This is a genomic window from Sulfurospirillum cavolei, from assembly GCF_001548055.1.
In the GTDB taxonomy this organism is placed as follows: Bacteria; Campylobacterota; Campylobacteria; order Campylobacterales; family Sulfurospirillaceae; genus Sulfurospirillum.
Map to the genome: position 1 here is coordinate 1,965,517 of NZ_AP014724.1, position 16,486 is coordinate 1,982,002.

Genomic DNA, 16,486 nt, shown 5'->3' on the forward strand with positions numbered 1-16,486 from the left:
CATGACAGAAATTTACGAAGCGATTAAACGCTCCGCCGCACGCATCAAAGAAGCCATCGCATTTGACGATACGGGATACTCCGAAAATATCAATTCAACGGGCGATACGCAGTTGAAACTGGACATCAAAAGCGATCTGATCATTGAAGAGGAGTTTGCAAAAGTCGCTTGCATCAAAGAGATCGTCAGCGAAGAAAAAGAGGGAAAAACCCCTTTACATGGAGACGGAATTTACAGCATCGGATACGATCCGTTAGATGGTTCGAGCCTTATCGACGTCAATTTAAGCGTAGGCTCCATTTTCGGTATTTACGAAGGCGGTTTTGCGGGTAAAAACCTCAAAGCGGCAGTTTACGTCGTCTACGGACCGCGCGTCGAATTGGTCATTGCGCACGAAAACGTTACGCTTTACCGCTTGAACCAAAAAGGCGAATTCGTTTTGATCAAAGAGATCAAACTGGGAGCTAAAGGCAAACTCAACGCACCGGGTGCGACGCAAATGGGATGGGAGCCGCGCCATAAAGCCCTTATCGACGCGATTTTCGCAGACGGCTATCGCTTGCGTTACTCCGGCGGTATGGTTCCGGACTTGCACCAAATCTTGCTTAAAGGCGGCGGATTGTTCTCGTATCCCGCCACCAGCGACGTACCCAAAGGCAAGCTTCGTATGATTTTCGAAGTGTTTCCGTTTGCTTTCGTTTACGAGAAAGCCGGCGGTGCCGCGATCGACGGGAAAATGCGTCTGTTAGACCTCACGCCTTCACATCCGCACGATACGACGCCATGCTTTTTCGGCTCTCAAACGGAAATAGAACGCGTTAAGCAGTGCTATGCAAAGTGACGTAAGCGATATTTTTGAACAGACGCTTCAAGAGAAAAAAAGCGAACTTCAAGCATGTCAAAATGCCCAAAACGTTTTGACATGTAGCGACTGCGACAAAATGTTCGAATGCGAAATCCGCAAAGCCTACGTCAAAGCGGTTTACGAGAGTATGTCCAAAGGTCAAGGCGGCGGATTTGAGTTTTGAGTTTATAGTGTTGACACGTTTTGAAAGCAAAGCTTTAAAAACTACGTTAACATCGGGCAATTCTTAGCGAAATGCCCGCGCACCTTCGGTGCTCTAAGTCTTTGCAAAATATTTTTTGTAAAATGCTAATCAATTTTTAACTAGGAAAAACGATGTCCCAAAAAGCTTATATTACCACCCCTATTTATTACGTCAACGACGTACCGCATATCGGACATGCATACACGACGATTATCGCCGACACGATGGCGCGCTATTATCGTTTGAAGGGCTATGAAACGTTCTTTTTAACCGGAACCGACGAACACGGTCAAAAAATCGAAGAAGCCGCCAAAGCGCGCAACAAAACGCCTCAGGCCTATGCCGACGAAATCAGCGGAAAATTCCGCGCTTTATGGGATAGCTTTGAAATTAGCTACGATAAATTTATCCGCACTACCGATGCCGAGCACAAAGCGGGCGTTCAAAAAGCGTTTGAAGTGATGTTCGCAAACGGCGACATCTACAAAGGCGAGTATGAGGGTCACTACTGTGTCAGTTGTGAGACGTTCTTTACCGACACGCAACTGGTCGATGAAGACAAATGCCCTGACTGCGGCAAGCTCACACGCTTGGTCAAAGAGGAGAGCTACTTTTTTAAACTCTCCAAATACCAAGAAGACCTCATCCAATGGTACAACAACGACGAAAAATGCGTCCTTCCCAAAGGCAAAAAAAACGAAGTCATCAGCTTCGTAAAACAAGGTTTGCGCGATCTTTCCATTACGCGTACGAGTTTTGACTGGGGCATCAAACTTCCCTCCTCCATGAACGATAGCAAACACGTGATGTACGTTTGGCTGGATGCGCTCTTAAACTACGTCACCGCCTTAGGATACGGTAACGACGAAAAGAATATGCACTTTTGGCCCGCAACCGTTCAATTGGTCGGAAAAGATATTTTGCGCTTCCATGCGATCTATTGGCCGGCATTTTTAATGAGCTTAGGGCTTGCTTTACCCAAACATGTCGCCGCACACGGTTGGTGGACGCGCAACGGCGAGAAGATGAGCAAAAGTAAAGGTAACGTCGTCAATCCCAAAGAGGTCGCCGACGCATACGGATTGGAAAATTTCCGCTATTTTATGCTTCGCGAAGTGCCCTTCGGACAAGACGGCGATTTTAGCCAAAAAGCCTTAATGGATCGTATCAACTCCGACCTCGGAAACGAACTGGGCAATCTTTTAAACCGTATCATCGGTATGAGCGGCAAATACAGCGAAGGCATCGTTACGTCCAAAGACGTCGAAACCTTTCATACGGCAGAACTTAAAGCGGTTGACGAGATTTTAAACAACGTCGAAGTCTATTTGCAAGAGATGCAAACCAACCGCTATTTGGAAGAGCTTTGGAAAACCCTCAGTATCGCGAACCAAGCTATTACGATCCACGAACCGTGGGTTAAAATCAAAGAAGGCAAAATCGACCAAGCTTTAGCACTCGTCGCGCTGGTATCCAATATTTTGGCACGCGTGAGCATTTTATTGCATCCGATTATGCCTAAAACGACAATGACGATCGCCCGTGCGCTCGGTTTTGAAATTACGACGGCCGCATACGACCGTTTTGTGCTTCGCAAAGACTTTTTAGACACGTTTACCATCGAAAAAGTACCGCCTTTATTCCCGCGCATTGAAGAAGAGTTGATGGCGCAACCCACGCCACCTGCCCTCGAAGCGACGCCGACACCGGTAAAAAATGCCAAAAAAGAACATAAAGCCGAGTCGATCATTACGATTGATCAATTTTTTGAGACTTCGCTCAAAATCGGAACAATCTTGGAAGCTAGTGTTGTAGAAGGTAGCGATCGACTCTTAAAACTTACCGTCGACGTCGGAGAAAATGAACCGCGCCAAATCGTTGCGGGCATTCGAGAATACTATACGCCAGAATCGCTTATCAACACCCAAGTGTGCGTCGTCGCCAATCTCAAACCGGCAACGATCAAAGGCTTGCTCAGCCAAGGAATGCTTTTAGCGGCTAAAGACAAAGAGGGACTCTGCCTGATTCGCCCTGAAAAACCGCGCGCAAACGGCGCATCCGTTGGATGAAAATAAAAAATTTCGTCCGCATCGTCGACGGTAGGCTTCGAACCGAACCGCCCGTCGATGCTTTTGCTTCGATTCAATTTGAGCTTTCACGCCTGATGTCGGGCGATCTTTTTATCGATACCCAAGCTTCCAGACAAACGCTGCATGCCGCTATCGACAAAGGTGCTTATGCCGTGCTAAGCACGCTTTCTTACGTCGATGAAGACACCGAATGCGCATGGATCGAAGTCGATAGTATCGAAACGACGCTGGTACGATTGTTGCGTTACCTCATCAACGAAAAGCATCTGCGTCTTTTTTTGTTTTCGCCGATCCAAGCCTCTTTGTTCGAGTATCTGCATACGCCTAAACAGTTAAAACGGCTCAAAGGCGATCTTCTCTTCATCGCACGAACGATCTTACAAGCTAAAGAGGAGGACGCTTTTTATATGAGCGACGATGGCCTCGCCTTTAAAATCGCACCCGATATTCTACATGTCCAAACCGCACTATCGCCTTTCGTACCGGTGAACGCTAAAGGTATTTTTTTAAGCTCGTTTCACTATCGCGAACGTTACCTACACGAACAAAAATTGCCGGCGCATTACGTCGAAGAGTGCTTATCGCTTCTGTCTTTTTGCGACGAACACTCTTTGGCGTACGCCGTGGAACAACTCACGTTTTGCGAGCATTTTTACCCGCAGTTTGTGACACCTTCGCTTGCAAAAAAAGAGTTCGGAATGAGCGATCGTGCTTTGATTTTCGAGCCTGATGTCTCTTTGGTGCCCAAGCATCTTGCCTACCTTGCCCATTGCGTCGATCCTTCGACGACCGTGCTCTGCCTTCCGGAAATAAGCGATTTTACGCTTCCGACCGACATGTTTAGGACGCTCCGTTTTAAAACGTATGCAAAACTAAAAGAGACACTGGCATGCATGCGTTTTTCGTACGCTTTGATTTCAGGCGACAAAGAGTCTTTTGAACCGTTTTACACAACGGCGATGACACGACAACCGACCCTCTTTTAAAGGAGTTTTTTATGGTGTTAAGTATCGATAACGACGAAGCTATAACGCTTCCGGAAGCCCTATTGGAACGTATTTGCGCGGAGCACACCGACAAAGAGGTCGAGTTGGTTATCGTCGATGCAAAAAGCATGCATGCGCTCAATCTCGAACACCGAAACGTCGATAAAACCACCGATGTGCTAAGCTTCCCCATCGATGATTTTCCCCATGCGCCACTGGGTTCTATCGTGATTAACTACGAACTTGCTTTTCAAAAAGCTGCCGAACTCGGGCATGAAAAAGAAGAAGAAATCGCGCTTTTATTCATTCACGGCTTATTACATCTCTTGGGATTTGACCATGAAACCGATCACGGAGAGATGCGCAAAAAAGAAGAGGAGTGGATTTTTCATTATGCGCTTCCCAAAAGTTTGATCGTCCGTACGGAAGAAGCTTAAATGCTTCACATCGGTATCGTTATTTTTCCTGAGGTCGAGGAACTTGATTTTGTTGCACCGTTTGAAGTGTTAAGCTATATCAACAAGATTCAACAAAACAGCACGCGCGTTTTACTCATTGCTCCGAGCTTAGAGCCGATAGAAGCTTTTAACGGTCTTAAAATTATCCCGCACGAAAGCTACGAAACGGCACCGTCGCTTGATATTTTAATTTTTCCCGGAGGGAAAGGTCGCATACGTTGGATGAAAGATGCGCCGACACTTGCCTTTTTACATCGACAGTACTCCTCTCTTTCCTACCTTGCTTCCGTATGCACGGGCGCTTTTTTTCTTGCCGAAGCGGGTCTGCTACGAGGGAAAAAAGCGACAACCCATGCTAAGGCTTTTAACGAACTGGCCGATTACGGCGTTCAGGTCGTCTCTTCCAAAATCGTTCGTGAAGGAAAAATCATCAGTGCCGGAGGCGTTAGTTCGGGATTGGAACTTGGATTTTATCTTTTAAAAGAGCTTTTCGGTACACAAGCGGCACGAGAGGTTGCGGAAAATATCGAATATTCCGTCGATATCGACGCTTTGTAAACGATCGAATTATTTTTTAGACTCTTTGGGTTTTTCCGGTAGCGTGATATAACCCATTTCATAAAGTTTATCGTATATCTTAGAAGCAATCGGCCCGCCCTCGCTTCCGCCGTGCCCTCCGTGTTCGACCAAAACGGTTACGACGTATTGTGGATTTTCGTAAGGACCGTACGTTGTGAGCCATGCATGTGAACGTTGGTAATACTCCATGTCCTCTTCGCGCATTCGCTTTTTCTCGGTTTGAGAGATCCCTACGACTTGCGCCGTACCCGTTTTAGCGGCGATTTTAAACGGAGCCGTCAAGCGTAAGTGGTTTAATCCCGTTCCGCCTTGAACGTTAGCGACTTCGTACATACCTTCGCGCGTTACTTTTAAAAAGCGTTTTTCGTTTTCGCTAACAATCGTAGGATCGACCGGAAAATCAATGGTCGTATCGTTGACTTTGCGTAAAAAATGCGGCGTAACGCCGTTACCCGTCGCTAAAAATGCGGTATATTTGGCAATTTGAACCGGCGTCACCAAAAAGTATCCCTGCCCAATCGACGTAATCAGCGTCTCTCCTTGAGACCAACCTCTCCCGTAACGCTCTTTTTTCCATTCGCGACTCGGTACCGTACCCGTAAACTCACGAGGAAGATCGATGCCCGTTTTAGCGGCAAAGCCGATTTTGGATAAAAACGGTGCAATATTATCGATACCGACTTTAAGGCTTGTTTTATAAAAGTAGTCGTCGCAACTTTGTCGGATCGCTTTTACGTAAGAGATCATGCCGTGCCCCTCTTTTTTCCAATCACGGAAAATACGACCGCCAAGTTCCATCGCTCCGGTCGACTCGATCATTGTCGAGGGGGTAATAATCCCCGTATTAAGCATCGCCATTCCTACACCCATTTTAACGATAGAACCGGGAGGATAAAGCCCGTTCACAAGCTTATTGGTAAAAGGATGATTCAAATCGTTTGCTAGTAACGACCACTCTTCTTGCGAAATACCGTTGACGAATTTATTGAGATCGTATTCGGGAAAACTCGCTGCGGCTAAAATAGCACCGTTTTGGACGTTCATAACAACCACGGCACCGCTATCGTCTCCAAAAAGCGTCGTAATATATTGTTGTAATTCCAAATCAAGACTGAGTACCAAATCGTTGCTGGTCGGCAAGGTTTTGCTCACGACTTCAATCTCTTGATTAAAGGCCGTTACTTTGGTTCTTTTCTCGCCTTTAACCCCTTGCAATACGGCATTGTAATACTTTTCGATGCCCGTTTTTCCGGAAAATCCTACTAGCTTTGCGGTAGCGTCTTCCGCCACGTCTTGGGTATTGGCGCGACCGACGTAACCGATGACATGTGAGGCTAAATTGCCGTAAGGATAATGACGTTTGGAAGCAATTTGAATCCTGAGATTTTCATGTTGGGCAATGCGTGCGAAATGCGGGATTAGCTTGTCGTACGGAATAAAAGGAATCACGTCGACGTAATCGTGGTTATACGCCGAGTCGGTTCGCAAATACTCTTTCGTCATCTCTTTAACGCTAGAATCGGTCAATAAAGAAGCCAAAAACGCTATCTCTTCATCTAAGACGTTACGTTGCGACTTTAAACTCAACCGCGGTTTAATACCGATCGAAAAACCTAAACGATTGACGGAGAGAGGTTTGAGATTGCGATCTAAAATAACACCTCTAAGCGGAGCCAATTCATCGACTTTAACGGCATTTTGTTTTGCGATCTCTTCGTAATAAGCATTTGATTTGATGCTGATGTAATAAACGCGTACCAATAAAGCTGTCCAAACAATGAAAAAGAGGCCTAAAACTATTTTGATTCTCACCGTGACACCCTAAAAAGCATAAACGAAAGTAACGAATCCAGCGCAATAGAGTAAAAATAGTAATTGGAAAAATAAGGGAACGTCTCGTTATCCAAATACGCTAAAAAACAATTCAGCAAATAGTGCCCGAGATACGCAACGATCACGTAGCTTGCCAAAATACAATTATCACATGTAATCAAAGTTTGAATTTTTAACAATGCAAAGCGGTACACTAAAATAAATAAAACGACATACGAGAAGAGGTAAAAACCCTTGCTCGCATCGTAAAAACAAAGATATACGAAGCCCAACGCAATGTTGGCGGCTTTGACTTCACGGTGTTCAAATTCCAAGATCAAATATGCAAAAACGACGCCGACGAACGTCGGTATCCACGGATACAGCGAAGACATAATTTGGCATAAAACCAAAATGCCCGTAAGTCCGATAAAGGTTAAATATGTTTGATGAGTGCGATTTCGTCGCATATCGGAAAATGCTTGCATTTAATACAATCCGCCCATATTTTATGAGAGGGAAGTGCTTCTTTGGGGATTTCACTAAATCCGAGCGTTTCAAAGAATCCCTTTTGATAGGTTAGCGTAAAGACTTTTTTCACTCCTAAAAATTCGCCTTCTGTTAATAAATTTTCAATAATACCCCGACCGATACCTTTTCCCCGATACCCTTCTTTAACGATAAGACTGCGAATTTCCGCTAGATCGGGCGCATGAAAATGAAGTGCCCCGAAACCGATGATTTCATCGTCTTCTTTGGCTAAAATGTACGAACGTATATTGGTCGACATCTCATCCGCACTGCGAAAGAGGATAATGCCTTTTTCGACTTCTAAGCGCACGACCTCTTGCATCAAAGCAATATCGCTGAGCTTTGCTTTTGTGTAACGTATCATAATTGTGCTCCGAAAACCACGTTAAAAATCTGTGCCAAGAGTTGTTCAATCCCTTTCTTTCGACTGCTAGAGACCAATAAAGCATCCGGATAGTGTTTTTTGATCACGCTGATTTCGCTTTGCGTAAGCTTATCGGCTTTCGTAAAAATGCGTAAAATCGTTTGATCGGGACGAACGACGTCGTGCAAATAGTCGTGTACGGCTTTGTCGTTTTCCAAAAAAGGGTGTCTTGCATCTACGAGATGAAGAAACAATCGAATCGAAACGCGTTTTTTTAAGTATTCCGTCAGATTTTTTTGCCACTCGTCTTTCATGCTGTGCGATACCCTCGCATAACCGAAACCGGGTAAATCGACCCATTGAAGCGTAAAAGCCGTTTCGTCCTGCGTCAACGTGACGTGAAAAAAGTTAATCAGCCTTGTTTTTCCGGGGGTGGAAGAACTTTTGGCCAAATCTTTTCGATTGCTAAGCGCATTAATTAAAGAGCTTTTACCGACATTACTACGTCCGATAAACGCCACTTCGCTAATGCCCTCGGGCGTGCTTTCATCCAGTTTGGAAGCCGACTTTACAAAGCGGGCTTCTTTGACGTGGATCACTGTTTTTTATCCTCGACCTTAAAGATAAACTTCACAGGAGCACTTCCTTTTCCGTCCACTTCGTAATGACCGCTGATCTGATCGACGCGAATCAATTCGCCGTAGACTTTTTTATCGGTATCGATTTCATGTAAGAACGCCTTTTTTTCTAATGTGTAAAGGCTTTTATTAGGATCGTACGTCATCTTGTCGGCTTCACCGTAATAGTGCTTTTCTTTCATCATCATATTGCCCTTCGCGTCGCCCGTAGCAACATAAAGGATCGGCTGCTTTTTCTCGTCGAAATGGATCGTAATCTTTTTCGCCGTGAGCTTATCGCCCTCTTTAATGACGGTTACGTTTCCTTCAAAAATACTGATTCGTTTGGCTTCGTCCGCAAAAAATTTATCGGCGGTCACCTGTACTTCTGCGGCAACAAGCATCGAACAAACACATGTTGCGAGGATGATCAAAAATTTCATTTGCCTTTTCTCTCCACTTGTTGAATCACGGAATGAATACTGTTTGCAGCAATTGTGCCCTCTTTCATCTGATAAACAAATGAAAGACCGTTCGTACGGCTTCGTTCTTGAGAAAAAATAAAGGGTTTTTCACTGCGTAAAACTTCCGTATTTAGATCGTAAAAAATATCTTCACCTTCTAGTGCAACGCCGTCGCTACGAACGTAATGCGAATTGCTCATACAGTGAATCACTTTATCGCGAACCAAAGCTTTATCGGTCGTTAAAACGCCTCTAAGTCCTTTGTCGGTTCGATGTTCGGCCGTGACGGTTTGAAGCTCGTCAAAATCTTTAAAACGCATAACGCGCGTCGAATTCACGATACTTTCGATACCGTTATCCTTAATCTGATAATTTTGAGCATGAATCAGTTCGATTTCGGGAATCTGATTGCCGTTGAGATCAACGATGCGTAAGGTGTAAGGCTCTTTGATAATTAAAAAAACGCTCATGCCTAAAAAGAGGAGTGCTCCGTAGACGAATAATCTTACAACCAAGGGTTTACGAATGCCTCGCTCAAATTTTCCGATGCTACGACATAATCGATCATCTCACGTACCGCACCGTGACCTCCGTTGCGAGATAAAACGACGCTGACCTCTTGTTTGACCGAAGGAAGCGCATCGTTGGGCGCAAACGAAAGAGCCACCGAACGCAAGAGTGCTAAGTCGTTAAGATCGTCGCCGATAGCGGCAACATTTTCAAAAGAGAGATTTTCGGCACGAAGAATCTCTTCTAAAACCGCTTTTTTGTTTTTCACGTTCTGATACAAATAACTGATGCCGAGCTCTTTTGCACGGCGTTCCACGACACGTGAACCGCGTCCGGTAATAATCGCGCTCTTTTTCCCGAGTTTCATCCATGCGACAATTCCAAATCCGTCTTTGACGTTAAAAACTTTAAATTCTTCCTGATCGCCGTTACCGTACATAATTCCGCCGTCCGTCAAACAACCGTCGACGTCAAACACTAAAAGTTCAATCACAAAACGCCCTTTGTACTTGGAATACCCGCACGTTCGTTTTTAACCAAAGCGCGTCTCAGAGCGACCGCAAATGCTTTAAACGCCGCTTCCAAAAGATGGTGCTTGTTTCTGCCGCGTCGTGCGATAATGTGCGCACTCAAAGCGGCATTTTGCACAACGGCTCTAAAAAATTCTTCGGCTAGTTCGACGTCGAAATCACCGACTTTTCCTTCCGCTTCTATTTCGTAAACCAAATAAGCGCGATTGCTCAAGTCCAAATCGCATTCAACCGCCGCTTCGTCCATAACGACGACGGCATTGCCGTACCGTTCAACTTTTTCAATCGGATAGATCGCGGCTTTAAGTGCTTGCCCTAAAACGATTCCCGTATCCTCGACGCTATGATGAAAATCGATATGCGTATCGCCTTGACATGTAAGGGTTAAATCGATTTGAGCATGCTTCGAAAATGCTTCCAACATATGGTCGAAAAAGCCGATACCCGTTGAGATAGAAGATTGTCCGCTTCCTTCTAAATTGAGCTCGACGCGAATCTTCGTCTCTTTCGTAATGCGTTCTACGGTTTTTATCATGTTATTCCCTTACGATAAATGAGCCTTTAAATTGCCCTTTTGCAATAAAATCGGAGGCTTCCGCTTCACTCCCGAAACCTTTCAACCAGACGCGATAAATCGGCTGATTTTCAAACGTTCCTTCTTTCACGACCGCATTGTAGCGATTATTAACATTCATATTGCTTTGAGCAAACCGTGCGGCACCCTCTTTGCTTCTAAACGCGCCGATTTGAATCAAATAATCGCTCTCTACGACACTTTCTTTAGGTGCACCCGCCGGTGCAACGACGCCGGCGAAGCCGATGACTTCCAATCCAACAGGCCCCGTACCGTTGGCAACGAGTTCCAACCTCGAAGCCGCCGTATAGGAAAGATCGATGATACGCGTTCCCACAAAAGGCCCTCGATCGTTGACGCGCACGACAATACTTTTATTGTTTTTAAGGTTGGTCACTTTGAGCATCGTGTTCATCGGAAGGGTTTTATGCGCGGCGGTTAAATCGTACATGTTATACACTTCGCCGTTTGAGGTTTTTTTGCCGTGAAAATCTTTGCCGTACCAGCTTGCCACGCCGCTGAAATAATCCCCGACGCTGACCATCGTCGGATAGTAGGTTTTCCCGTCGATCGTATAAGGTCGCATCGTGGCACGGTGCATTGCGGGGGAGTTGTTAATGGAAGCCGCTTCTTCGCTAGAACCGCTTGCTCCTCGGGGCGTATGTACATACGAACTCCGGGAAGAGCATCCCGTGAAACACGAAATGCACGCAAGAATAAGAAGGCTAAAGGCACTAACGTTTCGGAATAACAATACTCTCTCCCGCTTTTACCCAAGCTTCTTTTTTATGATTCGCTTTTAAAAGCGTATCGAGGGAAATATCGTATTTTTTAGAAATACTCTCCATAGAGTCACCCGCTTTCGCGATGTAAACCGCTTCTTGCATCAAAGACGTAGACGCTTTCGGAGCTCCTAAAGGAACGATGAGTTCGGTTTTCGGTTTGAGTGCGGCACTTTTTAAGCCGTTGAGTTCGATCAGTTTTTGCGATGCGGTACCGTATTTTTGTGCGATTTTATCTAACGAATCGCCCTTTTGGGCAACGTAAAGAGCATACTTTTGAGGTTCTTTCGTCGTATCGAAATTTTGCGTAAAGGCAACTTGACGATCTTGCGGAATGTAAACGTAACTTTCGGTATTCACGGGCGGCGTAAAAGCGTGCTTCAGATGCGGATTGTAAGCTTTAAGCTCGTTCATCGAGATGCTCATACTTTCCGCAATATCTTTAAGCGACGTACCGCCTTTAACGCTCACTTTAACAAACGTAGCGTTGTTGGCGCGATTGAGAAGATACTCCGAACCGTTATCGAGCATCACGTCGGTACTGTTAGAGATATAGCTCATCATCAAAATTTTACGAATATAAAGTCGGCTCTCTTTGGGTAAATATTTCTTATGCTCGTCCAATAAAACGTTAATATCGTCCGTTCCCGCTTTTTCAATGGCTTTGGAAACCGTTCCCTCACCGCAATTGTACGCTAATGCGGCCAGATACCATTTGCCGAACATGGCATGTAAGTTTTTCAAATAAGCAATAGCGGCTTCGGTCGATTTAACCGGATCGCGCCTGTAATCGACAAAACTATCGTTGGTTAAACGGTAAAGTTTGGCCGTTGCAGGAATAAATTGCCAGATACCCGAAGCTCTTGCTGAGGAAGAAGAGTAAGGATTGAAACTCGATTCCGTCATTGCAAGGTATAAAAATTCGGAAGGAACGCTCGCTTCTTGCATCATTTTTTGCAAAATCGGAATAAATTTATCGCCGTTTTCAAGCGTTTTGAGAAAGTGTTTGGTTTTATACGTCTCGGCATCTTCTTTCATGGAGATAAAAATAGAATCTTTTAAAAAAGTGTTGGGAAGATCGAAATTTTTAAGAGCGGTTAGTTGTTGTTGGTAGTCGGTGTTATCGGTGCTTAAGAAAGCATGCAGGCTCTGAAAGATTAAAAAAAGGGCTACGATAACCTTGTACATGCCTCTCCTTTTCGTGTCGTTTTTGCTTGATGTTATCTTTAGATTGTATCAAACTTTATCTTTTCTAAAGCTTTAAAGAGAAAAAGAGCATTTTTTGTGGTTAAATCGTGTATATCCGTAACACTCATCTCTAAAACCTCCGCCATCTTCTCGGCAACGAATCGCGTGTAAAAAGGCTCGTTTCTCTGCCCTCGAAAAGGCACCGGCGTTAGGTAAGGAGCGTCGGTTTCGATCAAAAGCTTATCTTTTGGAATTAACGGTAAAACTTCAACAAGGCTCTTGGCATTTTTAAACGTTAAGACGCCGCCGATACCGAAATAAAACCCGTGATCGGCTAAATCGAGCAAATGTTTGGAGGCATTGTAGCAATGCAAAATACCGCCGATAACACCCGCATCTTCTTCCAATAAAATACGTTTGCTATCGTCGTTTGCGTCGCGTATGTGTACGATGAGGGGTTTTTGGAGCTCTTTTGCCAAACGCACGTGACATCGAAAAATCTCTTTTTGTCGCTCTTTTTCCTGTACCATCGCTTCCGCTTCTTCGGGTAAGCGAAAATAGTCCAATCCGCACTCGCCTATCGCAATGCATTTTTCATCTTCTAAAAAGCGGCGCAAAACGGTTTCGTCGTATTGATCATGATGGTATGGATGCACGCCCGCCGCAAAAAAAATATGTTCGTAGCGATGTGCCAGAGTTTGGGCGCGCTCAAGATCATGGAGATCCGCTCCCGGAATAACGATGCCTTTCACGCCACCTTTGCTGGCCCGTAAAACGACTTCATCCAAATCGTCCGCAAATTGCGTATCGTCCAAATGGCAATGGGTATCGATGATCATTAAGCGACTTCCACGCGATTGCGCCCGTTTTGTTTGGCTTTATAAAGCGCTTGATCGGCTAAATGCACGATCTCTTCGAGGGAACCGACGTCGTTAAACGTCACGCCGATCGAAACGCTGACATGTAAAGATTTTGTTTCCGGTACGCTGATCGCTAAATGCGATACGACATCGGTAAATTTAACAAAATAGGCTAACGCTTTTTTGGGGTCGCACTGTTTGAGCACGACGCAAAACTCATCGCCGCCGAAGCGCGAAATAAAAGCATTATCGCAAAAATGGTTTTTCAGCTGTTCGGACAAGGCAACAATCACGGCGTCGCCGATGCGGTGCCCTAAAGTATCATTGATTTGTTTGAACTGATCGATGTCGATCAATCCCAGAGCAAAAGGTTCGCTGTGCTCTTTCGCCTCTTTAAAATAGTGTTGCATCTGCTCAAAGAAAAAACGCCTGTTTGCCAAACCGCTCAGAAAATCGCTTTGCGCCATAGCTTTAATCGTAGCGATATATTCCAGTGCGTCCAGCGAATTGTCGATACGACATGTAATCTCTTCTTGACTAAAAGGCTTATTGATAAAATCGTTCGCGCCGATTTTTAAAAAATGCGCCGAAATCAATTCCGCGTTGCTAGCGGTCATCGCAATAATGGACAGTTCGTTTTTCGAATAACGTTTGCGTACCTCTTTCGTTAATTCCACGCCGTCGATAACGGGCATTAAATAGTCCGTCAAAATCAGTTTAATATCCGGATTGTCTTCTAAAAACGCCAAAGCTTCTTCGCCGTGTGCCGCCACAAGCACTTTAAACATATGCCGTTGTAAAAAATCTTTAATTTGTGCACGAGCAACAATCGAATCGTCGACGACAAGCACTTTAACATCGCGATTTTTATGCAGGCGTTCGATCAACGAAAAAATATAATTCACGTCGTCGATATTGCCTTTATGAACGTAATCGATAACCTCTTTTTTTAAGATTTTTTCGCGCGTCTCGTGATCCATTGAACCGGTCAGGACGATGGAAGGAATCTTATGGCTTAAAATCATATCGACCACTTCACCCTCCGGTGCATCGGGCAGATTCAAATCCAAAAGAGCCACGAAGTAGTCTTTTTCTTTTTCAACCAATGCTAACGCTTCTTCGTAGCTATACGCGGCATCGATGTCAAAATCAAGGCTGGATTGCATTTTTTTAACGATCAGTTTTGAGAGTGCTTTATTGTCTTCGACGATGAGTATTTTTTCACGCGACATTCAAAATCCTAATTGAGGGCATTAACGTTCGTTGGATTTTTGATTGTAACATAAAAGCATTGGGAGTTTTCTAAAAGAAGGCGACGGCGGAAGATTCCGCCGTCTCAAAAGGCTAATTTACGGAACCATCCATGTTAAAATATACGCTTGCGCCATCGTCATAATACCCATGACCACGACTAGCACCAAGCTGTGCTTAACCGTAAATCGGAAGAGATCGGACTCTTTTCCGACAATACCGGCAGACGCACATGCGATGGAAATCGATTGCGGAGAAATCATCTTGCCGCAGACGCCGCCCGTGGTATTCGCCGCAACCATTAAGGTCTCGTTTAAGCCCAATTGGTGTGCGGTAGATTGTTGCAAGCCGCAGAAAAGCGCATTGGAAGAGGTGTCCGACCCGGTAAGGAAAACACCCAACCATCCCAAAATCGGAGAAAAGAACGGGAATAAGAAGCCCGTATTCGCCAATACCAACGCCATCGTCGTCGACATACCCGAATAGTTCATCACAAACGCAAACCCTAAAACCATACCGATCGACAAGATAGCCCATTTCAACTCAAAAAGGGTTTCGCCCATCGTTTTTACCGCCGTTTTCATATCGACGCGCAAAATAAACATCGAGATAATTGCGGCAAAGAAAATGGCCGTTCCGGTTGCCGAAATCGGGTTAAACGTATAAATTACGGGGAATGCCGTCGGTTTAGCGACAATCGGTGCCATTTTAAAGATCGCGTTGCTGATAGAACTAAATTCAAAGTTGAAAATCGTCCCCGCCATAATCGCACCTTTGGCAAAATAGGCTTTAAACGCGTTGGTCGTCCAAATCGTAACCATAATCGAAAGAATGATAAACGGAGACCATGCTTTTAAAACTTCCCCACCCGTATGTGCTTTTTGCGTCTCACGTTCCAATTCGGCGGATACGTGACCTTTTAAGATATTTTTAGGTTTCCAAAATTTGAGGAAAACGGTCGTAGCAATGATAGAAATGATCGCCGATGTAACGTCCGGTAACTCAGGTCCGATAAAGTTTGACGTCGCGTATTGCGAAAACGCAAAACTTCCGCCGGCAACAAGTGCCGCAGGCCACACTTCTTTTACGCCCTTAAAACCGTCCATCATCGCTACGATCCATAACGGAATAATGATCGAAAGAAACGGCAATTGACGTCCAGCCATCGCGCCGACCAAAAACGGATCGATACCGGTGACTTTACCCGCAACTAAGATGGGAATACCCAAGGCACCAAACGCGACAGGAGCGGTATTGGCGATCAAACAAAGACCGGCGGCGTAAAGCGGAGCAAATCCGAGACCGACCAAAATTGCCGCCGTAATCGCGACCGGAGCGCCAAAACCGGCGGCACCTTCCAAAAAGGCTCCGAAAGAAAAACCGATCAAAATAACTTGAATACGCTGATCTTCCGTAATGGAAATGATAGAGTTACGTATAATGCCGAATTGCCCGCTTTTAACCGTTAATTTGTACAAGAAAACGGAAGCGACGATAATCCAAGCAATCGGCCACAATCCGAACAAAAACCCGTATGCGGCGGATGAAACCACCATACCCGTAGGCATTCCGAAAGCAACAACGGCAACGATCATCGACAATGCCAACGTAATCGTCGCAGCCAAATGCCCTTTCATTCGAAAAACGGCCAACGCCATAAAGAAAAACACAATCGGAATTAACGCCACGAGTGCCGATAACCCTAAACTTCCACCGATAGGTGCATAAACTTGTTGCCAAGTTTGCATACGTACCTCCTTTTGAATGTAAACTCTACACGCAGAGTAAAAGAACGGTATGATATTCGTATGATTTTAGAAGAATAAAAAAAGAAGCACTGA

Annotated in this window: 19 protein-coding genes; 6 read left to right on the forward strand and 13 right to left on the reverse strand. The window is 45.0% G+C overall.

What is annotated here, in order from left to right:
- Position 1 precedes the first annotated feature (1 nt).
- The 6 genes from UCH003_RS09895 (at position 2) to UCH003_RS09920 (ending at position 5,141) form a co-directional block, all read left to right on the forward strand.
- Complete coding sequence (locus UCH003_RS09895) at positions 2-841, forward strand: class 1 fructose-bisphosphatase (protein ID WP_060826397.1); 840 nt, start codon at positions 2-4, stop codon at positions 839-841.
- Positions 831-1,028: a hypothetical protein gene (locus tag UCH003_RS09900; protein WP_060826398.1), complete on the forward strand. Its 198-nt coding sequence runs from the start codon at positions 831-833 to the stop codon at positions 1,026-1,028. Before UCH003_RS09895 ends, UCH003_RS09900 begins: the two co-directional genes overlap by 11 nt.
- A gap of 152 nt (positions 1,029-1,180) precedes the next feature.
- Positions 1,181-3,118, forward strand: coding sequence for a methionine--tRNA ligase (gene metG, locus UCH003_RS09905; protein WP_060826399.1), 1,938 nt, complete (start codon positions 1,181-1,183; stop codon positions 3,116-3,118).
- Complete coding sequence (locus UCH003_RS09910) at positions 3,115-4,125, forward strand: hypothetical protein (protein ID WP_060826400.1); 1,011 nt, start codon at positions 3,115-3,117, stop codon at positions 4,123-4,125. The genes metG and UCH003_RS09910 overlap by 4 nt, the downstream gene beginning before the upstream one ends.
- A gap of 11 nt (positions 4,126-4,136) precedes the next feature.
- Positions 4,137-4,562: an rRNA maturation RNase YbeY gene (gene ybeY / locus UCH003_RS09915; RefSeq protein ID WP_060826401.1), complete on the forward strand. Its 426-nt coding sequence runs from the start codon at positions 4,137-4,139 to the stop codon at positions 4,560-4,562.
- The gene (locus UCH003_RS09920; RefSeq protein WP_060826402.1) at positions 4,563-5,141 is read left to right on the forward strand and encodes a DJ-1/PfpI family protein; all 579 of its coding nucleotides are present in this window, start codon (positions 4,563-4,565) and stop codon (positions 5,139-5,141) included.
- Positions 5,142-5,150: 9 nt separating this feature from the next.
- Here the strand turns inward: UCH003_RS09920 and mrdA are convergent, their stop codons facing one another.
- From mrdA to UCH003_RS09985, 13 genes are all read right to left on the reverse strand, one after another.
- The gene (gene mrdA / locus UCH003_RS09925) at positions 5,151-6,974 is read right to left on the reverse strand and encodes a penicillin-binding protein 2 (protein ID WP_060826403.1); all 1,824 of its coding nucleotides are present in this window, start codon (positions 6,972-6,974) and stop codon (positions 5,151-5,153) included.
- On the reverse strand, positions 6,971-7,444 hold the full coding sequence (locus tag UCH003_RS09930; RefSeq protein WP_060826973.1) for a hypothetical protein: 474 nt from the start codon (positions 7,442-7,444) through the stop codon (positions 6,971-6,973). Before UCH003_RS09930 ends, mrdA begins: the two co-directional genes overlap by 4 nt.
- Positions 7,411-7,869: an N-acetyltransferase gene (locus UCH003_RS09935; protein WP_039675908.1), complete on the reverse strand. Its 459-nt coding sequence runs from the start codon at positions 7,867-7,869 to the stop codon at positions 7,411-7,413. The genes UCH003_RS09930 and UCH003_RS09935 overlap by 34 nt, the downstream gene beginning before the upstream one ends.
- Positions 7,866-8,468: a ribosome biogenesis GTP-binding protein YihA/YsxC gene (gene yihA / locus UCH003_RS09940; protein WP_060826404.1), complete on the reverse strand. Its 603-nt coding sequence runs from the start codon at positions 8,466-8,468 to the stop codon at positions 7,866-7,868. The genes UCH003_RS09935 and yihA overlap by 4 nt, the downstream gene beginning before the upstream one ends.
- Positions 8,465-8,929 (reverse strand): lipopolysaccharide transport periplasmic protein LptA, encoded by a 465-nt coding sequence (lptA, locus tag UCH003_RS09945; protein ID WP_039675905.1) that lies wholly within the window; start codon positions 8,927-8,929, stop codon positions 8,465-8,467. Before lptA ends, yihA begins: the two co-directional genes overlap by 4 nt.
- Positions 8,926-9,465, reverse strand: a complete 540-nt coding sequence (locus tag UCH003_RS09950) for an LPS export ABC transporter periplasmic protein LptC (protein ID WP_039675903.1) — start codon at positions 9,463-9,465, stop codon at positions 8,926-8,928. Before UCH003_RS09950 ends, lptA begins: the two co-directional genes overlap by 4 nt.
- Entirely contained in the window at positions 9,456-9,953 is a 498-nt protein-coding gene (locus tag UCH003_RS09955; protein ID WP_039675934.1) for a KdsC family phosphatase, read from the reverse strand. The genes UCH003_RS09950 and UCH003_RS09955 overlap by 10 nt, the downstream gene beginning before the upstream one ends.
- Positions 9,950-10,525 (reverse strand): imidazoleglycerol-phosphate dehydratase HisB, encoded by a 576-nt coding sequence (gene hisB, locus UCH003_RS09960; protein ID WP_060826405.1) that lies wholly within the window; start codon positions 10,523-10,525, stop codon positions 9,950-9,952. Before hisB ends, UCH003_RS09955 begins: the two co-directional genes overlap by 4 nt.
- A 1-nt stretch (position 10,526) precedes the next feature.
- Positions 10,527-11,318, reverse strand: coding sequence for a septal ring lytic transglycosylase RlpA family protein (locus UCH003_RS09965; RefSeq protein WP_082709188.1), 792 nt, complete (start codon positions 11,316-11,318; stop codon positions 10,527-10,529).
- Complete coding sequence (locus UCH003_RS09970; RefSeq protein WP_060826406.1) at positions 11,299-12,534, reverse strand: lytic transglycosylase domain-containing protein; 1,236 nt, start codon at positions 12,532-12,534, stop codon at positions 11,299-11,301. Before UCH003_RS09970 ends, UCH003_RS09965 begins: the two co-directional genes overlap by 20 nt.
- A gap of 38 nt (positions 12,535-12,572) precedes the next feature.
- Entirely contained in the window at positions 12,573-13,373 is an 801-nt protein-coding gene (locus tag UCH003_RS09975; protein ID WP_060826407.1) for a TatD family hydrolase, read from the reverse strand.
- Positions 13,373-14,626 (reverse strand): response regulator, encoded by a 1,254-nt coding sequence (locus UCH003_RS09980; protein WP_060826408.1) that lies wholly within the window; start codon positions 14,624-14,626, stop codon positions 13,373-13,375. Before UCH003_RS09980 ends, UCH003_RS09975 begins: the two co-directional genes overlap by 1 nt.
- A gap of 117 nt (positions 14,627-14,743) precedes the next feature.
- Complete coding sequence (locus tag UCH003_RS09985; protein ID WP_060826409.1) at positions 14,744-16,393, reverse strand: lactate permease LctP family transporter; 1,650 nt, start codon at positions 16,391-16,393, stop codon at positions 14,744-14,746.
- Positions 16,394-16,486 lie beyond the last annotated feature (93 nt).